The following is a 25,832-nucleotide window of genomic DNA, read 5'->3' as shown; positions in this document are numbered from 1 at the left end:
CTTATTCTTCTGTTTCGACTAGCTCCGCTTCCTCATCCCAGGCATCATTCCACTCCACACCTTGAGCTTCTGCTGCGGCTTTATTTAGGTATAAGTCTAGATTTGGCGGAATCTCTACAGGGAAATCTGCTGTTGTTTTTTCACCTTTTAATATCTCTACAGCCATTTCCCCGGTGCGGTAGCCTATATCATAATATGAGAAGCCATATGCTGCAAAACCACCACGTTTCACTGAGTCCGGTTCACCAACAATTAACGGGATACTTTGCTCTTCTGCTACTCCAATAACTGATTCCAGTGCAGAAACTACTGTATTATCTGTAACGATATAGATAACATCCGCTTCACCTACAAGTGATGTAGCTGCTTGCTGTACTTCTGATGAATTCCCAACTGTAGCTTCTGCAGTACTTAAATCAGTGCCTTCGATAGCTGCATTTACTGCATTGATTTGCGCCACAGAGTTTGCTTCACCTGCATCGTAAATCAATCCTACAGTTGCACCTGGATAATTCTCTTCGATGAATGCAACCGTACTTGTAATTGCATCAGGGTGTAAATCAAGTACCCCTGTAATATTTTCACCAGGCTGGTCATTTGCTTCCACTAAACCTGCTTCAACTGCATCTGTTACAGATGTAAATAGAATTGGAATATCACTCGTTGCTTGCAACGCGCTTTGAGCACTTGGTGTTGAGTTTGCGAAAATTAGATCAACACCGTCAGCAACAAAATTATTCGCAATTGTAATTGCATTATTTTGGTCACCCTGTGCGCTTTCATACTTGAATTCAACTTCTAGCCCAGAATCATTAATTGCCGCCTGAAATCCTTCATATGCTGCATCTAATGAAGGGTGTTCCTCAATTTGTGTTGCTCCAATTGTATACACTTGATCAGAATCAGCTTCTTCTTCTCCTGCACTTTGTTCTCCCCCGGCATTTTCCTCAGATGATGAGCTGTCATCCGCGTTCTCTTCGCCAGTTCCACACGCAGTAAGAACTGCTGCACTAAGAAATGCTGCTAATAATAGCCATAACCTATTTCTTTTCATTATTTGTCTCCCCCAATTTTCTGAAATATCAAATTAAAGCTATGTTACATTATAGCATAGCTTTAGTTTGATAGGTATACTTTCTTATGACTTTCATTGATGGAAATACTCGGTTATCCACGCCCGGTACCAATTTAGCCCGTTTCCTGCTGTATATCTGAATTAGTTTTACCATGGTTCATATTACCTAAAATTTGTAATTTCCATCTTCTTTATTAAAGAAAGAAAAGGCTGTCTTCTGAGCGAAAGTGACAACCTTTTCCTAAGTGTTCCTTATAAATCTTTTCGATTAATAAAATCAGTTACCGCACCCTGGGATGAGCAGGATACGTTATGCGCATATTTACCAAGGATTCCCCGTTTATATAATTCTGGGGCTGTCCAGTTTTTCCGACGCTTTTCTAATTCCTCATCCGGAACATCCATAGTAATTTCTTTCAAGTCTGAATCGATCGTAACTATATCGCCCTCTTGTAACAGTGCGATAGGTCCGCCAACTTGTGCTTCCGGCGAAATATGTCCAACAACCAGTCCATGCGTACCTCCGGAGAAACGTCCATCAGTGAGCAATGCAACTTTTTGTCCTAAGCCTTTTCCTACAAGGATGGCAGAGATCGATAGCATTTCCGGCATTCCCGGCCCACCTTTAGGCCCTACATAGCGGATTACAAGCACATCGCCTTCTTTAATTTCATTGTTCATAACCGCTTCTGTCGCTTCTTCTTCTGTATTAAATACTCGCGCAGGGCCTGTATGACGTTTTACTTTCACACCAGACACTTTCGCAACAGCACCACTTGGTGACAGATTTCCTTTCAGGACAACAAGCGGACCGTTTTCACGATATGGGTTACTGAATGGGCGAATGATATCCTGTTCTTCTCCCAATACAGGTGCGTCAGCATAATTTTCTGCAATAGTTTTACCTGTCACAGTTAAACAGTCTCCATGCAGATAGCCATTTTCAAGTAATAAACGCATCACGGCAGGAACACCGCCAATTTTAAATAAGTCTTCCATTACATATCGGCCACTTGGTTTCAAATCAGCTAAGTGAGGAACTTTTTCCTGCAGGCGATTGAAATCATCCATTGTTATATCAACTTGCGCAGCATTTGCAATTGCTAACAGATGGAGAACAGCATTTGTGGAACCACCTAATGCCATTACTACTGTGATCGCATTCTCAAATGCTTTTTTTGTTAAGATATCTTTTGGATAGATACCTTCTTCTAATAATTTATAAACGGCTTCTCCCGCTTTACGGCAATCTTCAATTTTCTCCGGGGACTCTGCAGGATTAGAAGAGCTGCCTGGCAAGCTCATACCAAGTGCTTCTACAGCAGTTGCCATCGTATTTGCCGTGTACATGCCGCCACAGGAACCAGCACCAGGACATGCTGCGCACTCTATCCCTCTTAGTTCTTCATCATCAATATCCCCATTGTTATGTTTACCTACACCTTCAAAAACAGACACAATGTCCAATTTCTGACCATTTCGGTAACCTGGTGCGATTGTTCCGCCATAAACAAAAACGGCTGGAACATCAGATCTAGCTATTGAAATCAGGCAACCAGGTATATTTTTATCACAGCCGCCAATTGCTACATATGCATCCAGATTCTCCGCTCCAACGACCGTTTCAATGGAGTCTGCAATGACGTCACGACTCGGTAAAGAATATCGCATACCTGACGTACCCATTGAAATACCATCCGATACAGTGATCGTATTAAAAATCATTGGTACACCGCCAGCAGCTTTTGCACCATCTTTTGCGTTAATTGCCAGATCATCCAGATGGATGTTACATGGTGTTACCTCACTCCACGTACTGGCAATCCCAATCATTGGTTTTTTAAAATCTTCGTCTGTTACACCTACTGCACGAAGCATAGCACGGTTCGGTGCACGTTTCGAGTCATCAAATACATGACTTTTGATACGTAAGTCTCTCCCCATTCCACTTTGCCTCCCAACTATTTTTTGAAAGAATTGAAGCATCGCTCATTCTTTCCCAAAAGTGTTACAATATATAATAGGTTGTATCAAATTTCGAGAAATTCTGCTGCTACATCCCCAATAATGTAATATTATCATACATTTTTCGAATACGAAATGAATCAATTACAAATCAAAGGAGTAATTTATGAAAATTCGGACAATTTTCATACTGATAGTTATTATTGCGGTTGGTAGTATGACACTCCATCTATATAATACTTATCAGGAATATTCGAATAGACCGATGCCCACTGACCTTCACCCGGTTGTTGAGGATGCAATGGAACAGCTTGTTAATAAATCGGAAGAGAAAGGGATCCCCATACTAATTACAGATGACTTCCGGTCAGTCGAGGAACAAAATGCAATTTATGCAAGAGGTCGATCTGAGGGAGGAACTGTTGTTACCAATGCTAAAGGCGGAGAATCTTATCACAATTACGGACTAGCAATTGACTTCGCAATCCAGCCAAACCCCGGTGAAGCAATTTGGGATTTGGAATACGATGGGAATAATAATGGGGAAAGTGACTGGATGGAAGTTGTATCCATTGCTAAATCACTCGGTTTCAGCTGGGGAGGAGATTTTACCCAATTTAAAGATTACCCCCACCTTCAAATGGATTTTGGTTTAAGTATCCGGGAATTACAAATGGGAAAACGGCCTGAAGATGTTATCGATAAATTACCGTACTATACAACTGTTCGGTTGCCGCTGGATCGATGAATAGATGGGCGTGATTAACGGCAGTAATTGCCTCTGTATAACCTGTGGCAATTAATGTCGTTTTCCCCTCATATTGCACAATATCCCCTGCAGCAAAAATCCCTTCCACATTTGTCGCCATAACCGGAGTAACCACAATCCTTCCTTTTCTTGTTTCTATCCCCCATTTATCGAAAGGGGCTGCTTCTAATTCGAGTCCATAATATGTAAGGAGCTTTTCTGCAGGTACTGTTACTTTGTCCTCATTTTCATTAAGGAAAGCAACCTGCTTTAATCGATCCTTATCATCCATCATAAAATCAGTCAGCTTAGCATTATAGTGAACATCTATATTTGCATCACTTAATTGATCGAGTTCCTCTTGTTTCACCTGCGAAAAAGAATGTTCTGAATTGATTATTGCTACACTTTCTGCCAATTCACTCAGATACAAAGCCCAGTTCACCCCAACTTTACTATTCGATGCTACAATCACTTTTTTATCTATATAGTCTTCCTTGTCCATTAACGTTGTAGGAACACTCGTTTTGAATTCCGAGTCAGGAAGCTCCTTCCATTCTTCAGGTCTCTTCGTATGAAATGTACCCGTTCCTGTTGCCAGTAATACAGTGTTCGATAATATCTCCTTCCCTTTTTCTGTTACTAGATGAAATTGATTATTTTCTCTGTCTATCTGTTTAACAGACTCACCTGTTAGTATTTTCGGTTCATGTCTTGCTGCCTGCTGTATCATTTGCCTCACTAAATCTTCTCCTGATATTTCGGGATACCCTCCAACATCATAAATCTTCTTTTCGGGCAGGAACTGCATTACCTTTCCTCCCAATTGTTCCTGAGCTTCCACTATAACCACTTTCAACTGACGCATTGTTGCATAGTAAGCGGCAAAAAGACCAGTAGTTCCGCCGCCAATAATTGCTATATCAAACTTTTCCCCCATTATTCTCATCCTTTGTCTAGATTTTTTGTAAACGGTTTGTTTTTTGCAATGCCGGCACATCTTTCGCCCCAATTCCGAACATCGCCATTCTCAGTTCCAATTCCCTTATTTTCATCCATTCAACTACTGCCTCCGCTGAATTAGTTGCATCCTTTAATACACCCCGTGCAAACCCGACATGATTCGCACCAAGGGCAATTGCTTTGGCTGCGTCCATCCCTGTTCTTATACCTCCGCTTGCGAGCAGGTGTTGATTTGGCAATACCTTTTTCACATCAACTAAGCAATCAGCTGTTGGATTTCCCCAACCGGCAAAAGCTTCTGCAGCTTGCTTTTTTATTTTTTCATTAGATCTCAGCTTTTCAATTTGGCTCCAGGAAGTGCCACCCGCACCTGCTACATCAATAAACCGCGCTCCCGCATTTGTTAACATTTTCGCAACGGAACCATCAATACCAAAACCGACCTCTTTCACTCCAACAGGTACTGGCAGTACTTTTATAAGTTCCTCTATCTTCGGCAGGATATCGGCAAAGTCCGTATCGCCCTCAGGTTGAATCACCTCCTGAAGTGTATTTAAATGTAACACAAACGCATCTGCTTCTGTCCACTCTAATATACGCAAACATTGGTCTGTTGTCAGGCCGTAGTTTAACTGTACTGCACCAATATTAGCTATTACCGGAACGGATGGTGCCAGACGCTTTATTTGAAAAGAAGACCGGTATTTCTCACTTTCTACCATTACTCTTGTCGATCCAAGGGCAAAACACCATCCCTGCTGCGCTGCAGCTATCGCTAAATTACGGTTGATCGTTTCTGCCTGTTCCGCTCCGCCAGTCATCGAACTTATAAGGTATGGAGTTTTCAGGTTATAATCTAGAAAAGTTGTAGAGATATCAATTTGTTCAAAGCTGATTTCCGGCAGTGCATTATGCCAGAACCGATAATGATCAAAACCATTGGTTACCCCTTTTCCTAAGGCTTCGTCTGATAAGCTGAGTTCAATATGTTCACTCTTTCTTCTGTGAATAGAATCTGTCATGATTATCTCCTTATCCTATCTCTTAGTATTAACTCGAATATATGTGATACTATTTATAATAAGTAATTTCCATCATAATATAAAGGAATGAGTAATAATGAAGGAAAAAATAATAGAACGATTCACTCGTTACGTAAAAATCAATACACAGTCAAATGAAGAAAACCTCGAGTGTCCTTCAACGGAAGGGCAATGGGAATTAGCTCATTTATTAGTGGAAGAACTAAAACAAATTGGCATGGAAAATGTGACCATTGATGAGAATGCCTATGTCATGGCAACATTGCCAAATAATACGGAAATGGAATTACCAACAATCGGATTTTTAGCCCACTTAGATACGGCAACTGATTTTACCGGAGAAGGGGTGAACCCCCAAATCGTTGAAAATTACGATGGTGGTGACATTAACCTGAATAAAACTGGACAAATCACTTTGTCTCCAAAGGATTTTCCTGAATTAGCTAACTACACCGGCCATACATTGATTACAACAGATGGTACAACATTACTTGGTGCAGATAATAAGGCTGGAATCGCAGAAATCATAACAGCAATGGATTATTTAATCCAAAACCCTGACATTCCACACGGGAACATTCGGGTAGCCTTCACACCAGATGAGGAAATAGGCCGCGGTCCCCATAAATTCAATGTAGCTGCATTTAATGCAGATTTCGCCTATACAATAGATGGCGGCCCGCTAGGTGAACTGCAATATGAAAGCTTTAATGCTGCAGCAGCAAAAATAACCATAAAAGGAACTAACGTTCATCCCGGAACTGCCAAGGGTAAAATGGTTCATGCTATTAAATTAGCAATGAAAATACACGGACAGTTACCGGAACAACAAGCACCGGAACTCACAGAAGAATACGAAGGCTTCTATCATCTTTTGTCATTGGAAGGTGATGTCGAGCAAGCAAAATTATATTACATTATTCGTGACCACAGCAGAGAAAAGTTTGATCAAAAGAAACAATATTTAAAATCTGTTGTTGAGGATGTCAATAACTCGTATGGCGATATAGTAAAAGTTGAAATGAAAGACCAGTACTACAATATGGCAGAAAAAATTGAACCAGTTAAGCATATTGTAGATTTAGCATATGAAGCAATGGAGGAAGCAGGTGTCACGCCAGAAGTAAAACCGATCCGAGGTGGCACGGATGGTTCACAGCTTTCCTTCATGGGTTTGCCTACACCTAATATTTTTACCGGCGGGGAAAACTTCCATGGTAAGTATGAATATATCTCTGTCGATAATATGTTAAAAGCAGTCAATACAATAATAAAAATTGCTGAATTACAAACTAAGAATTGAGACTCCAATGTCTAAGGACGGACTACGCCCTTCATGGGCTTTCTCGTTCGAAAAATCTGTAATTTAACATAGAGGGTTGCCAAAACAGGCAACTCTCTTTATTTTTTATCTTAATAAAATCTTTACCTTGGAAGGTATTGACATTGACTTGTGACTAGCTTAAAATAACCAGATGACCAATAAGTCATTTTTTTGCACGCATTGGTCAGAAGGGGTGAAAGTTTGCACAAAAAGACAGAAATTACAAAAGCAGCTTTAGAGTTGTTTGCTGAGCAAGGTTTTAATGAAACATCTGTTCAGGAAATAGCGGATGCCGTGCAGATCTCTAAAGGAAGTTTCTATAAATATTTTTCTTCTAAATTAGCGTTAATGCTGGATTTAATTGAAAAATATCATTACAAAATTATCGAGCGAATGAATGAATTTGACTGGTCCAGAAAAACCTCCAAACATTCATTAGCTATTTATATTGAGTTAGAAATTAACGCATGGATTGAGCACCAGTCATTTTTCCATGTTCTTTTTAAGGAATTCCCGCCAAAAACCAATCTGGAGATTACCGAACGAATAGAAAAACTTCATCAGACAACTGTTAATAACCACAGGGAAATATTCTCTCATATATATGGAGACAAATTAGAGAACTATGTCTCAGATCTTGTTCTCTTACTTGAGGGAATGATGAGAGAATCAATCTTCCAATTAATTATTCATAAACAAACAGACATACCATCTGCGTCCATTGCAAAATGGATCAGCCATCATTTACACTCAGTCATTCAGCATATTGATGAAGAAGAGCCTTTAATACAATACAGAAAACAAGAAAGTATTCCTGAACTGCTTCAAGACATCAAAGAACTGATTAAAAGGATTGGCAATTCCAGTGAAAAAACAAAGTATAATGAAACAATCTCTTTAATAGAATCAGAGTGGAAGAAAAAGGATCTTAATCTGACATTAATCGAGGCATTATTACATTTTCTAAAGCAAAACAAAGATCTCAAAATAAAAATATGGCAATTAGAACAATTGCTGTTACAGGGGGAAAGGCTATGAATCAGCAAACTAGTAATCTTGAAGAAGTCAAACGGGCACCAATGGTTGCAGTCATGTTAATCGGGGCTTTTGTAGGGCTGTTGAATGAAACATTACTTGCAACTGCATTACCAAGTATCATGGCGGATTTTGGCATTTTGGAAACACAAGTACAATGGTTAACAACTGCATTCCTTTTAACAAACGGAATTATGATTCCCATTTCAGCTTTTTTAATTGAACGCTTTACAACAAGGCAATTATTCATTACAGCACTCAGTATTTTTGCTTTAGGTACATTCGTTGCCTCCATATCACACAGCTTCGAATTATTATTAGCGGCAAGAGTAATCCAGGCAGCGGGTTCCGGAATTATGCTGCCACTGATGATGACAGTAATGCTTGCGATCTTCCCTGTAGAAAAACGCGGTGCCGCTATGGGGATGGCAGGTATTGTTATTTCCTTTGCACCAGCTATAGGACCAACTCTTTCCGGATGGTTACTAGAATTCTTCTCATGGAGAGGCTTATTCTATGTCGTACTTCCAATCGTTATTATTGCTATTATCGTCGCTGCAATTTATGTTAAAAACGTGACGAAACAAACCTTCCCGAAAATTGATATTCTGTCCATTTTACTATCTTCCTTTGGTTTCGGAGGATTGTTATATGGTTTCAGCAGTATCGGCGGACACGGGCCCGGCGAAGTATCAAGCGGGATCAATGGAACTGCTTTAACGATTATAATCATTGGAGCAATTATTTTAACACTCTTTATTATCCGCCAGATGAAAATGAATAAGCCCATGTTGGAATTCCGTGTGTTTAAATATCCAATCTACTCATTATCACTTATAATAACTGCAATTGTACTAATGGCCTTAATCGGTGCCGAAACGATTTTACCACTTTATATGCAGAACACGAGAGATTTCAGCCCTCTCGATTCCGGATTAATGTTATTACCTGGAGCAATCGTTATGGGAATCATGTCACCGATTACCGGTATGCTGTTTGATAAATTTGGTGCAAAATGGCTGGCTGCAAGCGGATTAACCATCGTAACAGCTACTACGTTCCTTTTTACAAACCTTTCACTGGATACAGCCTTCAGCTACCTTGTTATTATTTACGCAATCCGTATGTTTGGTTTATCTTTAGTTATGATGCCTGTCATGACAGCCGGACTTAATCAGTTACCTGTTGAATGGCATCCGCACGGAACTGCCATGGCTAATACGATGCAACAGGTATCTGCATCAATTGGTACAGCCATTTTAATTTCATTAATGACAACTACTGTAGCAAACTATCAACCAGATCAGACACAACTGGAGGGCTTAACCGAACAGGAGGCAATGGCCCAAGTCGCAGGGAATGCGGCAATCAGCGGGTATACTACCGTATTCTGGCTTGCGACGATTCTTTCAATCGTCGGCCTTGTCTTATCATTCTTCTTAAAAACAAAAAAGAATGAACTTGCAAATGAAAAAGCCGCTTAAAGCGAGACTTTTGGTTCTATATTAAAGAAGAGAATGGCAGTCGGCCATTCTCTTCTTTTTCACTATTTTGCACTATTCATTATTCTGCACCCTTTTCCCATGCTAAAATAGAGGTGAATATACATTACCATGACAGGATTTGAGAATATTGATTATAACAACTGCAGGTCGGGTTAACAGCCAGTTGATAACAAGGGCGAAAAATATTGCTAATACATATAATATTCGTTTTATGGAGAGAAGTGGACTTTCCATTAATGCTTTAAGAAATAAGTATAAAGAAGACGTGATCATTGTTGAAAAGGGGAGACTGACGGCAATACCAGACAATTCTGATAATAAACTTTTTTTCCATCCGAACCTTGCAATGATTCGCGCAAAGAGAATGTTACGAAATGAAACAGACCCCTTTATTGAAACAGCTCAATTAAAGGAAGGCATGTCAATGCTTGATTGTACCCTAGGATTGGCTTCTGACAGTATTATCGCAAGCTTAGCAGTCGGATCAGCCGGATCTGTTTCCGGCATAGAAGGAAGCTCCTTAATATATCTTTTAGCAAAGGAAGGTTTAGCTACATTCTCAAGCGGCATCCAAAGGTTTGATCAGGCGATGAGAAGAATTAATGTTATAAAAGCAGAGCATTACGCCTATTTGAGAAATGCCGGCACTAATTCAGTGGACGTCGTTTATTTTGATCCAATGTTCAGTACAGAAATTAATACTTCCGACGGTATTAATTCCATCAGGACCCGTACTGTGAAAAACACATTGAATATAAATGTAATCGAAGAGGCAAGCAGGGTTGCCAGAGAACGGATTGTCTTAAAGGATCACTGGAAAAGTGAACGGTTTAACGAACTGGGCTTCGTTCAATACAAACGCAAAACAGCCTTATTCCATTATGGAGTACTGGAAGTTTAAATGCTAAATCACCTATTACTTAATACAAAAAACCTCCTGGCGGCGCAGGAGGTTTGTTTATTTAATCTAGTCTCTTTCTTCGTCCATATGACTAGTTAACGACAAATTAAATTACTGGTGTTCAACGATAGCCGGTTGTACTTGGCTGTTTGTATCTAAGTTCATCTTTACTTTTAGTTTTTTACGACGTGAAGAGATTTTTTCCACGACAGATAAAACTAGAAAAGTAAGCAGAATAGTCAAAGTTACCATGTATAAAGAAGTTACCATAGTCAACTATCCCCTTTCATGTTTAAATTTCTCCATTTATTAATGAATTCAAGTATATACTATCATATTTTATTAATTTGTAAATATATTTTATGAAATTCTTTTAAATTCTTTTTGATTCTCTATATTATACTTAAATACTCTTCATTTGATTGGATTTTCAAAAAGAAAAATCGCTTTTTCTTTTTTAATATGATGAATAAATATTCAAGAATTTTCTGATTCTTCTGAAAAAATGAAACTTCATATGTTATATATCGTATAATTAGTAAGTAAATAATATGAGGAGTTGACGAGATGAATAATCACGAAATCGATTACAAGTTATACGGGGATGATATGCAGTTTGTTGAAGTAGAGCTGGACCCACAGGAAACCGTTATTGCGGAAGCAGGAAGTCTAATGATGATGGATGGAGAAATCAAGATGGAAACAATCTTCGGTGATGGCTCCTCAAGTCAAGGTGGATTAGTCGGAAAATTATTAGGCGCAGGAAAAAGAGTCATTACAGGAGAAAGCTTGTTTATGACAACTTTTACGAACACCGGAATTGGCAAGAAACACGTTTCCTTTGCTTCACCATATCCAGGTAAAATAGTGCCTATGGATTTGAGTGAGTTAAACGGGAAAGTTATCTGCCAGAAAGACGCCTTCCTCGCAGCTGCTAAAGGAGTTTCTGTCGGGGTAGAATTCCAGCGTAAAATTGGTACAGGTTTCTTCGGTGGAGAAGGATTCATTATGCAAAAACTTGAGGGGGACGGCATGGCATTTGTTCATGCAGGTGGAACGATTCATAAAAAAACTTTGCAACCTGGTGAGAAATTAAAAGTGGATACCGGCTGTCTCGTAGCGATGACAGGTTCAGTTGATTACAATATTGAATTTGTTGGTGGAATTAAAACAGCTCTCTTCGGAGGGGAAGGTATCTTTTTCGCGACACTATCCGGCCCCGGAACTGTCTGGATACAATCACTTCCTTTCAGCCGCTTAGCTAGTAAAGTATTTGCAGCATTGCCACAGAATGGCGGTAATAAAGGAGAAGGTGGAATTGGCGGGATTTTTGATATGTTTAACAAATAAGCAAAGATAAATGCAATATTCTTTTCGCAGTGTAAAAAACTCCCTTAGCTATTTTTATAAGTAACTAAGGGAGTCAGTCTTTAAGCATTGCCTTTATTCCAGCAATATTTATACCTTTATCGATAAGTGTTTTTATTTGCTTCAGCCTTTCAATGTCATTCAATGAAAATAACCTTCTGTTTCCTAAATTTCTCTTCGGTGAAATTAAGCCCTGTTCTTCATAATAGCGGATCTGTCTCCCGCTTAATTGAGTTAATTCCTCCACAACACTTATTGGAAAAGTTGCCTTATGATCCGGAATATCATGATTCAATTATATCGCCCCTCTCATCGCCTATGGTAAACTCGCTATATGAGTGTAAGCGTCTTTTAAATTTTCAAATCCCATTTTTTCTACTTTTTTTACACATTCTGACCATATCTTAGCGGTGGCAACCGCATCATACAAAGCATGATGCCTCCTCCCTATATCCACCTTGTAGTATTCGCACCATTCATCTAATGTAACTTGCTGTGCCTCAGGGGCCACAACTTTAGTTAAAAAGGCTGTATCAATTATCCGATGTTGAAAACTCGTTTTAAGTGCTGTCCAGCTGGCATGTTTCATAAATTGTTTCTCATGACTTGAATGGTGGGCAACGAGGGTATCACTGCCGACAAATTGAAAAAATTGCCTCAATACTTCTTCAAGGGGTGCAGCTTGATGCAATTCGTTAGCAGTTAATCCAGTCAATGTTTTTATCTCTTCCGCTATAGGGGAATTGTTATAGATTGTTTTATAAAACATCTGCTCTTTCTGGACTTCTGAGCCAATCATTTTTATCGCCCCTATTGATAAGATCCTGTCTCCATTGTATGGGTAAAAACCAGTTGTTTCAATGTCGAACACAACGATTGGCAGCTGACTAAAAGGAATATTTAACACATCTTTCTTCTTAAGCTCTCGTTGTAAATTTCGCATATAAGCTATTTTTCCCGCATCAGTCTGATTAGAAATAGATGCTACATCATTCCCGTACCCAGACATTTGTTTAATAAATTTCAGCATTTGATTCATTACCATGATAAACACTCTTTTTCAATCAAAGATTTAGTTTTTTCAAATAACTCCGCCCCACTTTTCATGAACTGTTTCAACTCCTGTTTATCACTTTTTGACAACTTTGCAAGGGATACATAATGTACTTCCTCATAATTCCTGGCCAATCTCGTATGTTCATACCGGAATTCTAATAATCTTTTAAACTGGTCTTCATATTCGATTAAAAAGGGGTAATTTTCCTTCAAATAAATAAACCTGTCAACTGTGGAAGCACGCAAGTGATGATCCATTAACGCCAAAAGCCTTAATGAGTTGACATACGGAAAGAAAGTCGTTGTTTTCAGGTGAATGCTGCCCGTCATTGGCCCTGACTGTTCGGGCAGTAATTGCCCAAAGATGCCTATTCCTTTTCTCAAAAACGAAACATTATCTATTAATCTCCTGTAAACTTCCGGATTATTGTCTAAAAAATTGAATGTGGATCGTTTTATTTCATCTAATAAGGATGACTCTCCTATAACAACTCTTGAATCAAAAAATGTAGAGAAATGCCTTAACGATTGCCACGTAGCTTCTTCCAGCCATTTTTCCACTTGATTTATCCAATTGTCTGTTGAATGTGTCCACATCGGTTCTGATGCCATTACTTTTCCTTCACATCTTGGATAGCCGATAACTTCCAGTCCTGCGGCAATTTCTTCACCTAACTCGAGGAAATAATCTTTTTCATCACTTCCCCCTCTATACACAATCCCATGGTCCTGATCCGTCCAGACTGACTGCTCACACCTGCCAGCACTGCCCATTACAAAAAACGCGAAGGGAGCAGGTGATTTCCCCTGCTCTTCCTCTACTTTTTGTATTGCTGTATTTATCGTCTGCCACGTTAATCGGTCATGAAATGTATTTAAACTTTGATAATCTTTTTGTTTGTGAATATATCGCTCCCGAAAGAGTTTGATCTCCTCATAGTCCATATCGGAAGTCAGCTCCTTTAAATAATTACTTCGCTGCCTGCTGCTCACTTGGATGCGGAATATTCTCAGGATAACCGTAGCTTCCATGTTCACTTAAGTCAAGACCAATAATTTCTTCCTCTTCTGAAACTCTAATTCCACCCATCACTTTATCCATTACTTTTAAAATAATAAATGATACGACGAATGCGTAAACACCACTTGCTGCGACACCTAATATTTGTACACCTAGTTGTTCGAATCCGCCACCGTAGAATAGACCCGGAAGACCCCATTCCATTCCAACTGACAATTCGTGTGTTGCAAAGAAACCTGTTGAAATAGTCCCCCAAACACCTACTGTTCCGTGTACAGACAGTGCGAAGATTGGGTCATCAATTCTGGCACGGTCAAATAGTCGCATGCTTCCATATACCATTAAACCACCAATTGCACCGATAAGAACAGCTGCCCAAGGCTCAACGAAACCACAAGATGCTGTAATTGCTACTAAACCTGCCAATGCCCCATTTAATGTTGTTGGCACATCTGCTTTTCCTGTAAATGCCCATACAATAAACATCGCTGCAATCGCACCAGCCGCTGCCGCTAACTGTGTATTTAAGATTACATAACCGAAAAATGCATCTGAAACTCCGAAAGTACTTGCCCCATTGAACCCAAACCAGCCTACCCATAAAAGCAATACTGCCAATGCTGTATAAACCTGGTTGTGACCTGCTATATCGTTAGATGAACCGTCTTTATTGTATTTTCCTATCCGTGGTTTCAATATAATTGTTGCTGCAAGTGCCGCCATGGCACCAGTTAAGTGAACAACTGTAGAACCGGCAAAGTCCTGTTTACCGTGATCTGCTAACCAGCCGCCGCCCCAGATCCAGTGAGCAACAACCGGGTATACTAAAGCTGAGAATAATACGGCGAATACGACATATGCTGATAATTTCGCACGCTCAGCAAAACCTCCAAAAGCGATTGTTAAAGCGATAAGTGCAAACATCATCTGAAACATAAAATCAACTGCCGGTGACAATCCTTCCTCTGCGAAAGTTGTATCACCATAAAAGAAATTTGAAAGTCCAATAAACCAGTTACCTTCACCGTAAATAAATCCATAGCCGACTGCCCAGAATACTAGAGAACCAATACCAATAGTAAAGATGGTTTTTCCGGCAATGTGTCCGGCATTTTTCATTCTAGTCGAACCAGCCTCAAGTAAAATAAACCCGCCAATCATTAATAAAACTAAAAAAGTACCAATAATGACCCATAAATTATCCATAAGTACAGTTTCCATAATGTTTTTCCTCTCCTTGTTAATTTAATTAACATCAACTGTTAAACACAGTTTAAAACGAATTAGAAAAACTCACAATTCCTATGTTAGATTATCTGACATGGTTTTTCATTAGCTGTTTTGATATACGATTAAACGCACGTCTGCTCGTGTAAATCATGTAAAAACCCCGTGAACAGTCCATGCATGGATTGTTCACGGGGTTTTTATTAATCATTTAATTTCTTCTAATAACTCATATGCTTCTTCATCTGATTGTACATTAAGCAATCTCTCTCTGAACTCATCATCCATTAACTTTCTTGATAATAGTTGAAGAATTTTCAAGTGGGCATCACCTTGCGCTTCTTTTGGCACTGCAATCATAAAAACCATTTTAGCCAATGAGTCGTCAACACTATACCAGTCCACTCCATTTCTTCTTAAGCCAAATACTACTCTCGGCACTTTTACTGCATCAGATTTACCGTGAGGAATAGCAATATTCATACCTATTCCTGTTGAGCTTTCTTTTTCCCGATTTAAAATAGCTTGTTTAAAGTCTTCCTTCGAGGATATTATATTTTGTTTATCCAGCATTTCTATTAATTCATCAATAATTTCATCACGAGTTTCACCCTTCAGGTTTGTATCAATTAATTCCATGTTAGTAATATCACTTAATTTGTTTATCTCTTCCAGTTGCCTTGTCGGTCCGTCAACTGCTGCCGGTTCCTGTCCCCTGATAATTGGCTCTTCAACTGAACCCGCAACATCTCTTTTGAGCAATTTAATCATCAATGCTGTTACAACAGCACCTATAATAATTGCAATAAAGAACATAAGTACATTATCCACCGCTCCCAATATTGCCACAATCGGACCACCGTGCGCTACCCTGTCTCCAACATTGCTGAGCATCGCAATGACGGACCCTGCCATCGAGCCGATCATAATACTTGGTATTACTCGAAGCGGATCCTGTGCTGCAAAAGGAATCGCTCCTTCAGTTATCCCGAAAAAGCCCATTGTAATGGATGCCTTTCCTGCCTCCTGCTGGGTTTTTTCGAATTTCCTTTTGAACAGCAATGTCGCTAAACCGAGACCTATTGGCGGTACAGCGATGGCTACAGCAATAGGGCCCATAACTTCATAATTTCCCTCACCAATCATTGCGGAACCAAATAAAAATGCAACCTTATTAACTGGTCCGCCCATATCGAAGGAAATCATTGCACCAAGTATCAGTGCTAAAAATATGGAACTTGTGCCTTGCATCCCTTCCAGCCAGTTTGTTAATGATTCAAAGACTTGAGCTACTGGAGCACCGATCAATAACACAAATAACAGGCCAACAATCAGGGATGACAATACAGGAATGATAATAATCGGCATAATCGGCTGCATCATTTTCGGTACTTTTACCTTTTTAATCCATAGTGCTACATACCCTGCCAAGAACCCTGCGATAATTCCTCCCAGAAACCCCGCACTTGCCTCACTGCCATAAAAACTTCCATTGGCTGCAATATACCCTCCAATCATCCCTGGTGCAAGCCCGGGACGATCTGCGATACTGTATGCAATATAACCTGCCAGAATCGGCACCATAAAACTAAAGGAAGCTGCACCAATTTGTTCAATGGTTTTCCAGAATGAATCCTCCGGAATGGCGATCCCTTCTTCACCAGGCACACCGCCGATTGTTAATGCTATCGCGATCAGCAGACCTCCGACTACAATAAAAGGAATCATGAAAGATACACCATTCATCAGATGACGATAAACAGGATTTTGCTTTGCTGCATTAGAGGATGTAGGCAATGAGTCCCTACTTTCCTGGTTATCCCCTTTATAAACAGCAGCCTCGTTACTGATAGCTCTCTCTATTAATTGCCTGGGATTTCTGATCCCTTCCTGAACCCCTGTTGCAATTAACTTTTTTCCAACAAACCGGCTTTTATCGACTGCTTTATCTGCTGAAATTATGATAGCGTCTGCCTCTGCAATTTCTGAGGATGTTAATTCGTTTTCTGCCCCAATCGAACCTTGTGTTTCCACTTTCAGGTCTACTCCCATGTCCTCCGCTGCTTTTTGTAAGTTTTCAGCCGCCATATATGTATGGGCTATCCCGTTCGGACAGGATGTTATAGCCAGCACTTTCATTCCATCACCTCATTTTTTTGATTAGTATCCCCTTCGAAATGGTCTTTCATCAGAACCTTGCACACAGAAAACTCCATTGTTTGTGGTGGAACAATGGAGTTTATAACAGAGCCTGTATAGAGTGAGACTTATAAGGATGTTTAGCATTTTGTTATAATTATAATAATTGCCCAAATACATAATTAATTTAAAACTATAATATCCCAAAAAATATTATCAGGTATGTTATATATTTAATCGCTGCTACACCGACTTTGCTGGAGTCAGATTTCTTCTCTTTCTTCTGAAACTCTATATCATTATTTTCATCCATATTTCACACTCCCGTTCTGGTTTTTACAGATATATATACCCAGAAAAAAAGAGCGTGAAACAGATATAAGCCTTATTGACTAAATTTTTTTGTAGAACTAGTAAAACTGTAATAAAAAAAGTACACAGTCAAGGTTAACTGTGTACTCACTTTGCTCTTATCTGATCCTGAAATCCGATTTCTTTATGCGACCCATCGCAAAAAGGCTTGTTTTTAGATGCTCCACAACGACATAACGAGAATTTTTCCTTCGTAACAAAAGGGTTTCCTTCCGCATCAACCAGTTCTACATCCCCGGTGACAAGTATAGAGCCATTATCCCTTACTTTTAATTGCACTTTCTTATTTTCTGTCATTTTTATTACCCCCTGTTAAAAATATTATCGGTTTCCAGACAATATGTCCAGATGATATATGTATAAAAAGAATATAGAGACAGATATTAAAATGAAAGGTGGGATATTGAATGGAAACAAGCAATTACTTCGATCAGGCAATTGAAGATTACAAGCGCGGTACTTCGCGGATGAAAGAGCATTTACCCGATATGACGAAAGGGTACTTTCATTTTACTGAAGAAGCTTTTCGTGAAGGTACGATTGACCAAAAAAGCAAACAGTTAATGGCATTGGCGATAAGCATTTATGCCCAGGATGAATATTGTATTATATATCATACAAAAGGGGCAGTGGAGCATGGTGCGAGTGAGACTGAAATAATGGAGACATTAGCAATAAGTGCTGCCTTAGGCGGTGGTGCCGCATTTGCACAGGCTGTGACTTTAGCAATGGATACCTATACACATTATCAGCAAACTTTGCACTAATTTAAAAAATGCTTGAATAAGATTCTATTCAAGCATTTTTTATTACAATTTATATGGCGTTTCCTGGTAAACATAATAGTTCAGCCAATTTGATATTAGCATATTAGAGTGGGTTCTCCAACGTAATTTGGGTGTTTTCTCCGAATCATCATCAGGGTAATAATTAACTGGCAAAACAGGGTTCAATCCAGCTTCCTTATCTCTTTCATATTCTTTTTGAAGTGTAAAAGCATCATACTCCGGATGACCAGTAACGAAGATTTGCTTGCCATCTTTTGATGCAACAATATATACACCAGCCTGTTCTGACTCACTTAATATTTTTAATTCAGGAATCTTTTCAATATCGGACTTTCTAATATCGGCATTACGTGAATGCGGAACAACGAACTCTTCATCAAATCCGCTTAACAATTTTTCACACGGATCTGTTAAAGAATGGGTGAAAATTCCCGATAATTTCTCATCCATCATATATTTATCAATATTATAGTGATAGTATAGTCCAGCCATCGCTCCCCAGCAAATATGCATAGTAGATGTCACATTCGATTTACTCCATTCCATAATTTCAGAAAGTTCTTCCCAATAGGTTACATCTTCGTATGGAAGTTTTTCAATCGGTGCCCCTGTAATAATTAATCCATCATATCTATTGGCTTTCACATCATTAATTGATTGGTAAAACTGTTTTAAATGCTCTGCAGATGTATTTCTCGATGTATGCGTACTTGTATGCAACAGTCCTACTTCCAGTTGTAATGGGCTATTTCCTAAAAGCCGCAATAAATGCGTTTCCGTTTGTTGCTTTAATGGCATCAGATTTAATATTAAAATTTTAAGCGGACGAATATCCTGGCTAAAGGCACGACTTTCATCCATAACAAATATATTTTCTTCCTGTAATTTGCTCTTAGCAGGCAATAAATCCGGCACTTTAATAGGCATATTGCGAAACTCCTTTATTTGAAAATTACTTGCAATACAAGCAATCTGCACATGTGATTAAAATTAATACGATAAATTCTATTTTACCTATTTCCAACGATAAAATAAAGGAAAATGTTTGTATTCATACAAACATGTGCAAAAAAGATGCCTTTCCATTTTCACCAGGCATCCTTCCGACTTATTCTTATGACATCCATTTAGGTGGCGTATTCTTCCCCCAGTAAATGTCAGCAATTGTATAATGTTCTTCAAAATTGTCTTTTGCTAAATGATAATGAAACTGAAAATAATAACCTTCTTGCGGACGCTTCACTCTCTTTACATGGAATGTAGCCACATCGCTTTTCTGGTCCACATCATACAGATTAAAGATTCTTTCACCATATCCTGAAGCCGGGTCTTCTGCTATGACGAGATATTGGCTTTGCTGTTCACCGATCTGATTGTACAATTGATCCAGCACTAATTCCATATTTGGTAACACTACTTCTTCTAACTCATAATCGATCCCCGAAGCTATTTTTTCACCGAGTTTTTCCATGAGTTGATACTTCGCCTGATCTGTTAATGCTTCCAGATAGAGTTCATTACTGTCGGTAACAACTGAATCACCTTCCAGTTCCACATCCACTTGCTGCTGTGAAACATCGGAGAGATCATTGTTACCTGGAGAAACTTCCCCTTTATCTGAATCATCTAGGTCTGCATCAACATAAATTGGCGGAACATAAAGCCCTAATGTTAAGATAGTGACCATCAAAACGGTTATTTTTTTCATCCACATATTCATTGTATCGAACTCCCTCAGATATCTTAACTAAAATTTTACCATGTTTTCAGCATTTGTCCATACATGTATCGTGTTTTAAAGAGAATTTCACATATTTTACATATGTTCGTCTGAGTTAAATTATTCCGCCAGTCCTGCTGCTCTTTTTCACTTAATTGTTTACAGCCGGTTCAGAGGCAATGAGGATGATCTGGTGATTGTATAAATTACTGTCATTCATGGAAAAGTATGAATAGTTAAGTAAGAATGGAGCGATGCATACTATGGAAAGAAACTACTCAGAGAAGTGGCAGGAATATGAGAAGAATTTTGACCACGCAGTTGCAGAAGAGATTGTACGAGATGTGGCATATTACCGTACACTATTATCAAATATTGTTATGATTGGAGCACCTGATGAGGAGTGGGTGTTAGTTGATACGAGTTTGCGCAGATACCATAACCGGATTTTACACGCCTGTGAAGAACGTTATGGGACAAAACCGCCAAAAGCAATTATCCTGACACATGGTCACTTTGATCATGCAGGATCTGCAAAAAAGTTAGCCGATCACTGGCAAGTTCCGGTGTATGTTCACGAAAACGAAATGGAATATGTTACAGGTCAGAAAGCCTATCCACCAGGAGATCCGACAGTTGGAGGCGGTCTTATTTCCTTATTATCAGCAGCCTTCCCGACAAAGCCTGAGCATTTGGAGAATATCGTCAAACCTTTGCCTTCTGACGGAAGTATTCCCTTTTTAGAAGACTGGCGTTATATTAAAACTCCCGGCCATACATTAGGCCATATTAGCTTATACAGGGATAGTGACCAAATTTTAATTGCGGGTGATGCGGTTTCCACTGAAAAGCCTGAATCTTCATGGTCTGTATTATTTCCATTTCAACACATCTACGGACCACCTGCATATTTTACTGAAGACTGGATGAGTGCAGAACAATCCTTGAAGAAGATTGCGGAATTAAACCCTGAAACCATTATTGCAGGGCACGGGATTCCAATGCATGGAGAAACAATGCAAAAAGAATTAAAAGAACTTGCCGCTAACTTTATCGAAAGGGCCATTCCAAAACACAAAAGACACTAATTAGGTAATGTCCGTTAAAAAAGAGAGATCAGCTCATCGCTAATCTCTCTCATATGCTTCCTGATCAATATCAGATGGCCGGCTGTTTTTAATAAAGAAAGAAATAACCAAACCAGCCACTGTGATAATTGATAATACTAAAAATGCTACATTTGATCCAACGATACCTGGAAAAGGATCACCACTTCGTTCAGCCGCTGTTTCTGTTGTTGTTAAAACTGTAACGATCACAGCTGTCCCGACTGATGCAGAAACATTTCGCAATGTATTGTCCATCGCAGCGCCATGAGCAATCAAGCGTTTAGGCAGCTGATTTAGTCCAGCTGTCGCGATTGGCATCATTACCATTGAAATACCCAGCATTCGAATGGCAAATACAACGGTCAAATAAGTCATTGTAGTATTTTCATCCAATATCGTAAACAAGAATGATCCAATTGTCATTAATGTCAATCCTGGAATAGCAAGCCACTTTGCCCCAACTTTATCAAAAATACGCCCTGTTATTGGTGACATAAACCCTGTGATTAGTGCACCAGGTAAAATGACCAGTCCTGCATCCACCGCTGTAAAATCACGCGCTTCTTGCATATATAGCGGAATCAATGTTTCCACCGCAATTAATCCCATAAAAGAGATCATTCCAACAGTTACAGTCAATGGAAAAATAGAATATTTAAAGACACGGAATTCCAACATCGGATGTTTTAATTTTAATTGACGAACAATGAATGCAATTAACGATAATGCCCCCACTATTAGCACAATGATAGTTACAGGAGAGCCCCATCCATTATTTCCCGCACTTGTAAAACCGTATAACAGTCCACCAAAGCCAAATGATGATAAGATAATTGATATAATATCGACTTTCGGTTTCGATACTTCGGTTACATTTTTCATTACGTAGTATGCGATAACTATGTCAACTATAGCAATAGGAAGGATAATATAGAACAATACACGCCATGAATAATATTCTGTTATCCATCCAGATAGAGTCGGACCAATTGCAGGTGCAAAAGAAATAACTAAACCGACTAACCCCATTACACTTCCGCGCTTATTTACCGGGAAGATCATTAAGAAGACAGTTTGCATTAGCGGAAGCATTACACCGGCTCCAGCAGATTGAATAATTCGCCCTGCCAGTAATACAGAAAAGCTCGGAGCAAGTGCTGCTACTAATGTTCCAACTGCAAAAACACTCATCGCTGAAATAAATAATTGCCTTGTTGTAAATCGGTCTATTAAAAATGCGCTTATCGGGATCATAATACCGTTAATTAACATAAAGATCGTTGTTAACCATTGGGCGGAGTTTGCTGTAATCCCCATTTCTTCCATTATTGGTGGTATTGCTGTAATCATTAGTGTCTGATTTAAAATTGCGATAAACGAACCTGCCAGTAATAGTGCAACAATCGTTCCACGCTTTTGAACTGAATTAGTCATCTATTCACACCTTTCCTTTAATTTTTTATCCAATTTGTTTCTAATCACGAAAGATATTGTATTCTTTTTCCTAATAAAAAGCAAAAAATAGAGACTAAATTCCTGTCTCTATTTCAGCCATCCCTTTTCCTTTACTTTTGCAATCGCTTCAATCCGATTTTCCACTTCTAACTTATCTAAAATGATAGAGATATAATTCCGTACTGTACCATTTGATAAATAAAGTTCTTTCGCAATATTCTTTGTTGTTTTTCCCGCAGCCATTAATTTCATCACATCTATTTCCCTGTCTGTTAAGGGATTGGACTCGGTAAATGCCAGATCAATTAATTCAGGTGCATAAATACGCTTCCCTTCCATGATCTTCCGAATGGAGTCTGCTAATTCTTCGCTCGGGCTGTCTTTTAATAAATATCCCATGACCCCAGCATTTCTTGCCCTTTCAAAATAGCCAGGCCGTGCAAAGGTAGTTAAAATGATCACATTACATTGATGCTCCTTTAATACCTCTGCTGCATCAAGTCCTGTCTTTATGGGCATTTCGATATCCATAATACAAATATCCGGATTCTCTTTATTGACAAGATCAATTACTTCCTCCCCATTTTTCGCTTTGCCTACAACTTCCATATCATCTTCAAGATCCAGCAAAGACCCTAACGCCCCCAACAGGAGCTGCTGATCTTCTGCTAAAACGATACGAATCAATGAGATCCCTCCCCCAACTGTTTAATAACTTTAGGAATGGTAACAGACAGCAACAACCCATTCTGCTGAACATTTACATCTACATCCCCGTTTACAAACTCCAACCTTTCTTTCATCCCTTTTAAGCCATTCCCATAAACAATTGATCCTTCAGCACCGCTGCCATCATCTTTAATTGCCATAAGAAATTGTTCCGGATCTTCTTTTATCAGGATATTACAAAAAGTTGCCTGACTATGTTTGACAACATTTGTAACAGCTTCTTTTAAACACATACTTAACACATTCTCAATGAAGAGCGGGATACTTTCTTCATTCAGTTCTACCTTCACCTTATGTTTTATTTGTGCTACATGTAACAACTGCTTCACATGCTCAATTTCATCGGTTATTTTCACACTGCGCATTTCAGAAACCATCTCACGGACTTCCTTTAATGCCTGCCTTGCAGTTTTTTGAATATCTTCCATTTCCTTCTTAGCAGCTAAACTATCTTTATCAATCAATTTACCAGACAATTCACTTTTCAATCCTATCATTGATAACTTTTGTCCAAGAGTATCATGTAAATCCCTGGCGATCCTGTTCCTTTCTTCGATTATCGCCAACCTCGCAATTTTTCGATTGGCATCCTCAAGCTTACCTTCCAGCTCTTCTTGTTTCAGCCGGTTATAACGGTTAATCGGAATCAGGATTATTCCAAGTACTGTCATCACAAGGAATGGTGACTGGCCGACAATCAAAGAATAATTTAACAGAAAGGCAACAAGTATAGCTAAAACTGTCGTTACCAGATGTATAACATAGATTGTAATAAATCCAGATTTCCTTTTTATGTTACCAATAAAGAAAGCAGTAAATAATGCAAAATATACATATCCAAATAAAATAATCATCGCGATATTAATGAGGAATTCTACGCTTATTCCTACATATACAAGCTTTCCGCGGGAGGAAAAGGTTATCCAGTAAACCGCAAAAAAGATTAAAGTTAAACCGATGCCAATACCTATTTCAATTAATGAAGTCGAACGAAAAATAAAGTAAAATGGAAGCACACAAAAAATAATCCATATGTATAAACTTAACCCGGTATTTTTCGGGAAGATATGATACCAGTTCTGCACTCCCAACATCCTTTCCTGTCCTATTTACCATTATTATACCATTGATTGGTAACTGGATATAGCGAATACATGTAAATAAAGGCAGGCTGTTTCCATTTCTCTCATAAATAAAAAAACAAACGCTTCGCATTAAGAACGAAGCGTTTGTGATGCTTTGCCTGTCTGGATAGTTCTCTTTCCTTTATCCTTGACCATTTTTCCCATTTCTTTAAAGCTGACAAAAGTTTTCTGGTCTTCGTCATATAAACGGAACCGAATCGACTCTAAGCTTGTCTTTAAAGTAATTGTCGTGGCTTTATGCAATGGCGGAGTTTCCTGATGTGCCTTTTCCAGATTATAGTTTGGCACTCTTGGTGCAAGGTGATGGACGTGGTGGTAACCTATATTACCTGTTAACCATTCCAGCCATTTAGGTAACTTGTAATAAGAGCTTCCATCAACTGCTGCTTTTACATAATCCCACTCTGATTCATTTTCAAAGTAAGAATCTTCGAATTGATGCTGAACATAAAACAGCCAGATCCCCAGTACCCCAGCGATATATGCAATTGGTAACTGAACAAGCAATATTGCTTTCCAGCCTAATGTAAGTGCAATTACCGTATAGGCTATCAATAACAAGATATTAATTAAGTACGTATTTAAACGTTCTTTCTTTCTTGCGTCTTTTCTGTTTACACGGTTCTCATATAAAAATAACAAAAACGGCCCTAATCCGAACATAACAAGCGGATGACGGTATAAGCGGTATTGCAGACGTTCAAACTTTGAAGCCTGTTTATATTCTTCCACTGTCATAATCCAGATATCTCCCGTACCACGCTGATCGAGATTCCCACTTGTCGCATGATGAATAGAATGCTCCCGTTTCCACTTTTCAAATGCAAAGTGTGTAATTACACCTGTAATAGTTCCTAATATGCGGTTTAATTTTTTGTTTTTAAAAAACGACTGATGAGCACAATCATGAAAGATAATAAACGTTCTTACCATGAATCCTGCAGCTATTATGGAGATGCCTAAGCTAAGGAAAATCGAGACAGATAAACTCTGATAAGCCAAAAACCATAAAAGGAAAAATGGTATGATTGTATTAAATATCTGAATAACACTCTTTTTCGTTTGAGAAGTTGCATATGGCATTACATCTTTACGTAACTGAGCTTGTTTCTGTTTACTCATCATCATCCCTCTTTCTAAACTT

At 38.9% G+C, this 25,832-nt stretch carries 23 protein-coding genes and 2 pseudogenes; 8 read left to right on the top strand and 17 right to left on the bottom strand.

The window, feature by feature from the left end:
* Position 1: 1 nt before the first annotated feature.
* Together BMW36_RS05250 and ilvD are read right to left on the bottom strand one after the other, a co-directional pair.
* The gene (locus BMW36_RS05250; RefSeq protein ID WP_089739759.1) at positions 2 to 1,054 is read right to left on the bottom strand and encodes an ABC transporter substrate-binding protein; all 1,053 of its coding nucleotides are present in this window, start codon (positions 1,052 to 1,054) and stop codon (positions 2 to 4) included.
* A 273-nt stretch (positions 1,055 to 1,327) separates the two neighbouring features.
* Positions 1,328 to 3,019: a dihydroxy-acid dehydratase gene (gene ilvD, locus BMW36_RS05245; RefSeq protein WP_089739757.1), complete on the bottom strand. Its 1,692-nt coding sequence runs from the start codon at positions 3,017 to 3,019 to the stop codon at positions 1,328 to 1,330.
* Between the two features lie 187 nt (positions 3,020 to 3,206).
* On the opposite strand from ilvD, the gene BMW36_RS05240 reads away from it, so the two are divergent.
* Positions 3,207 to 3,788, top strand: coding sequence for a M15 family metallopeptidase (locus tag BMW36_RS05240; RefSeq protein ID WP_089739755.1), 582 nt, complete (start codon positions 3,207 to 3,209; stop codon positions 3,786 to 3,788).
* Here the strand turns inward: BMW36_RS05240 and BMW36_RS05235 are convergent.
* Together BMW36_RS05235 and fni are read right to left on the bottom strand one after the other, a co-directional pair.
* Positions 3,736 to 4,728 carry an NAD(P)/FAD-dependent oxidoreductase gene (locus BMW36_RS05235; RefSeq protein WP_089739753.1) on the bottom strand — a complete coding sequence of 331 codons (993 nt, stop codon included), beginning with the start codon at positions 4,726 to 4,728 and terminating at the stop codon, positions 3,736 to 3,738. The two genes, BMW36_RS05240 and BMW36_RS05235, sit on opposite strands and share 53 nt — an antisense overlap.
* A 16-nt stretch (positions 4,729 to 4,744) precedes the next feature.
* Positions 4,745 to 5,773, bottom strand: coding sequence for a type 2 isopentenyl-diphosphate Delta-isomerase (gene fni / locus BMW36_RS05230; protein WP_089739750.1), 1,029 nt, complete (start codon positions 5,771 to 5,773; stop codon positions 4,745 to 4,747).
* A 97-nt stretch (positions 5,774 to 5,870) separates the two neighbouring features.
* On the opposite strand from fni, the gene pepT reads away from it, so the two are divergent.
* The 5 genes from pepT (at position 5,871) to BMW36_RS05205 (ending at position 11,909) form a co-directional block, all read left to right on the top strand.
* On the top strand, positions 5,871 to 7,097 hold the full coding sequence (gene pepT / locus BMW36_RS05225) for a peptidase T (protein ID WP_089739749.1): 1,227 nt from the start codon (positions 5,871 to 5,873) through the stop codon (positions 7,095 to 7,097).
* 222 nt (positions 7,098 to 7,319) lie between these two features.
* On the top strand, positions 7,320 to 8,156 hold the full coding sequence (locus tag BMW36_RS05220; protein ID WP_175480357.1) for a TetR/AcrR family transcriptional regulator: 837 nt from the start codon (positions 7,320 to 7,322) through the stop codon (positions 8,154 to 8,156).
* On the top strand, positions 8,153 to 9,637 hold the full coding sequence (locus BMW36_RS05215; protein ID WP_089739744.1) for an MDR family MFS transporter: 1,485 nt from the start codon (positions 8,153 to 8,155) through the stop codon (positions 9,635 to 9,637). Before BMW36_RS05220 ends, BMW36_RS05215 begins: the two co-directional genes overlap by 4 nt.
* Before the next feature lie 148 nt (positions 9,638 to 9,785).
* Positions 9,786 to 10,559 (top strand): class I SAM-dependent methyltransferase, encoded by a 774-nt coding sequence (locus BMW36_RS05210; protein ID WP_089739742.1) that lies wholly within the window; start codon positions 9,786 to 9,788, stop codon positions 10,557 to 10,559.
* A gap of 567 nt (positions 10,560 to 11,126) precedes the next feature.
* Positions 11,127 to 11,909 carry a TIGR00266 family protein gene (locus tag BMW36_RS05205; RefSeq protein ID WP_089739739.1) on the top strand — a complete coding sequence of 261 codons (783 nt, stop codon included), beginning with the start codon at positions 11,127 to 11,129 and terminating at the stop codon, positions 11,907 to 11,909.
* Positions 11,910 to 11,982: 73 nt separating this feature from the next.
* On the opposite strand, the gene BMW36_RS05200 is transcribed toward BMW36_RS05205, so the two are convergent.
* The 7 genes and pseudogenes from BMW36_RS05200 to BMW36_RS05175 form a co-directional block, all read right to left on the bottom strand.
* Entirely contained in the window at positions 11,983 to 12,222 is a 240-nt protein-coding gene (locus BMW36_RS05200) for a MerR family transcriptional regulator (RefSeq protein ID WP_089739737.1), read from the bottom strand.
* Positions 12,223 to 12,243: 21 nt separating this feature from the next.
* Positions 12,244 to 12,972, bottom strand: a complete 729-nt coding sequence (locus tag BMW36_RS05195; protein ID WP_089739735.1) for an exonuclease domain-containing protein — start codon at positions 12,970 to 12,972, stop codon at positions 12,244 to 12,246.
* Complete coding sequence (locus tag BMW36_RS05190; protein WP_089739733.1) at positions 12,966 to 13,928, bottom strand: DUF294 nucleotidyltransferase-like domain-containing protein; 963 nt, start codon at positions 13,926 to 13,928, stop codon at positions 12,966 to 12,968. The genes BMW36_RS05195 and BMW36_RS05190 overlap by 7 nt, the downstream gene beginning before the upstream one ends.
* Positions 13,929 to 13,953: 25 nt before the next feature.
* Positions 13,954 to 15,225: an ammonium transporter gene (locus BMW36_RS05185; protein WP_425431921.1), complete on the bottom strand. Its 1,272-nt coding sequence runs from the start codon at positions 15,223 to 15,225 to the stop codon at positions 13,954 to 13,956.
* Positions 15,226 to 15,438: 213 nt separating this feature from the next.
* A pseudogene (locus BMW36_RS20835) lies at positions 15,439 to 15,900 on the bottom strand (PTS sugar transporter subunit IIA); the annotation flags it as partial.
* Positions 15,901 to 15,992: 92 nt separating this feature from the next.
* A pseudogene (locus tag BMW36_RS05180) lies at positions 15,993 to 17,370 on the bottom strand (PTS fructose transporter subunit IIC); the annotation flags it as partial.
* Between the two features lie 459 nt (positions 17,371 to 17,829).
* A complete protein-coding gene (locus BMW36_RS05175; protein ID WP_089739728.1) occupies positions 17,830 to 18,039 on the bottom strand; it encodes a CDGSH iron-sulfur domain-containing protein in 210 nt (69 codons plus the stop codon).
* Positions 18,040 to 18,149: 110 nt separating this feature from the next.
* Here BMW36_RS05175 and BMW36_RS05170 point away from each other — a divergent pair, with 110 nt between their 5' ends.
* Positions 18,150 to 18,509: a carboxymuconolactone decarboxylase family protein gene (locus BMW36_RS05170; RefSeq protein WP_089739726.1), complete on the top strand. Its 360-nt coding sequence runs from the start codon at positions 18,150 to 18,152 to the stop codon at positions 18,507 to 18,509.
* Between the two features lie 42 nt (positions 18,510 to 18,551).
* Here BMW36_RS05170 and metA read toward each other — a convergent pair whose 3' ends face one another.
* The gene (gene metA / locus BMW36_RS05165; RefSeq protein ID WP_089739724.1) at positions 18,552 to 19,457 is read right to left on the bottom strand and encodes a homoserine O-acetyltransferase MetA; all 906 of its coding nucleotides are present in this window, start codon (positions 19,455 to 19,457) and stop codon (positions 18,552 to 18,554) included.
* A 187-nt stretch (positions 19,458 to 19,644) separates the two neighbouring features.
* Entirely contained in the window at positions 19,645 to 20,250 is a 606-nt protein-coding gene (locus tag BMW36_RS05160) for a YpjP family protein (protein WP_089739722.1), read from the bottom strand.
* 263 nt (positions 20,251 to 20,513) lie between these two features.
* Here BMW36_RS05160 and BMW36_RS05155 point away from each other — a divergent pair, with 263 nt between their 5' ends.
* Complete coding sequence (locus BMW36_RS05155) at positions 20,514 to 21,338, top strand: MBL fold metallo-hydrolase (protein WP_089739720.1); 825 nt, start codon at positions 20,514 to 20,516, stop codon at positions 21,336 to 21,338.
* 39 nt (positions 21,339 to 21,377) lie between these two features.
* Here BMW36_RS05155 and BMW36_RS05150 read toward each other — a convergent pair whose 3' ends face one another.
* From BMW36_RS05150 to desA, 4 genes are all read right to left on the bottom strand, one after another.
* Positions 21,378 to 22,793, bottom strand: coding sequence for an MDR family MFS transporter (locus BMW36_RS05150; RefSeq protein ID WP_089739718.1), 1,416 nt, complete (start codon positions 22,791 to 22,793; stop codon positions 21,378 to 21,380).
* Between the two features lie 108 nt (positions 22,794 to 22,901).
* Entirely contained in the window at positions 22,902 to 23,501 is a 600-nt protein-coding gene (locus tag BMW36_RS05145) for a response regulator transcription factor (RefSeq protein ID WP_089739716.1), read from the bottom strand.
* Entirely contained in the window at positions 23,498 to 24,637 is a 1,140-nt protein-coding gene (locus BMW36_RS05140; protein ID WP_342707249.1) for a sensor histidine kinase, read from the bottom strand. Before BMW36_RS05140 ends, BMW36_RS05145 begins: the two co-directional genes overlap by 4 nt.
* Positions 24,638 to 24,757: 120 nt before the next feature.
* Positions 24,758 to 25,810: a Delta(5) desaturase DesA gene (gene desA / locus BMW36_RS05135; RefSeq protein ID WP_089739712.1), complete on the bottom strand. Its 1,053-nt coding sequence runs from the start codon at positions 25,808 to 25,810 to the stop codon at positions 24,758 to 24,760.
* Positions 25,811 to 25,832: the final 22 nt, after the last annotated feature.

Source organism: Gracilibacillus ureilyticus, assembly GCF_900111195.1.
GTDB classification, from domain to species: Bacteria; Bacillota; Bacilli; order Bacillales; family Amphibacillaceae; genus Gracilibacillus; species Gracilibacillus ureilyticus.
Note: the sequence above shows the minus strand (reverse complement) of the source record. Positions and strands in the feature narration are given on the sequence as shown.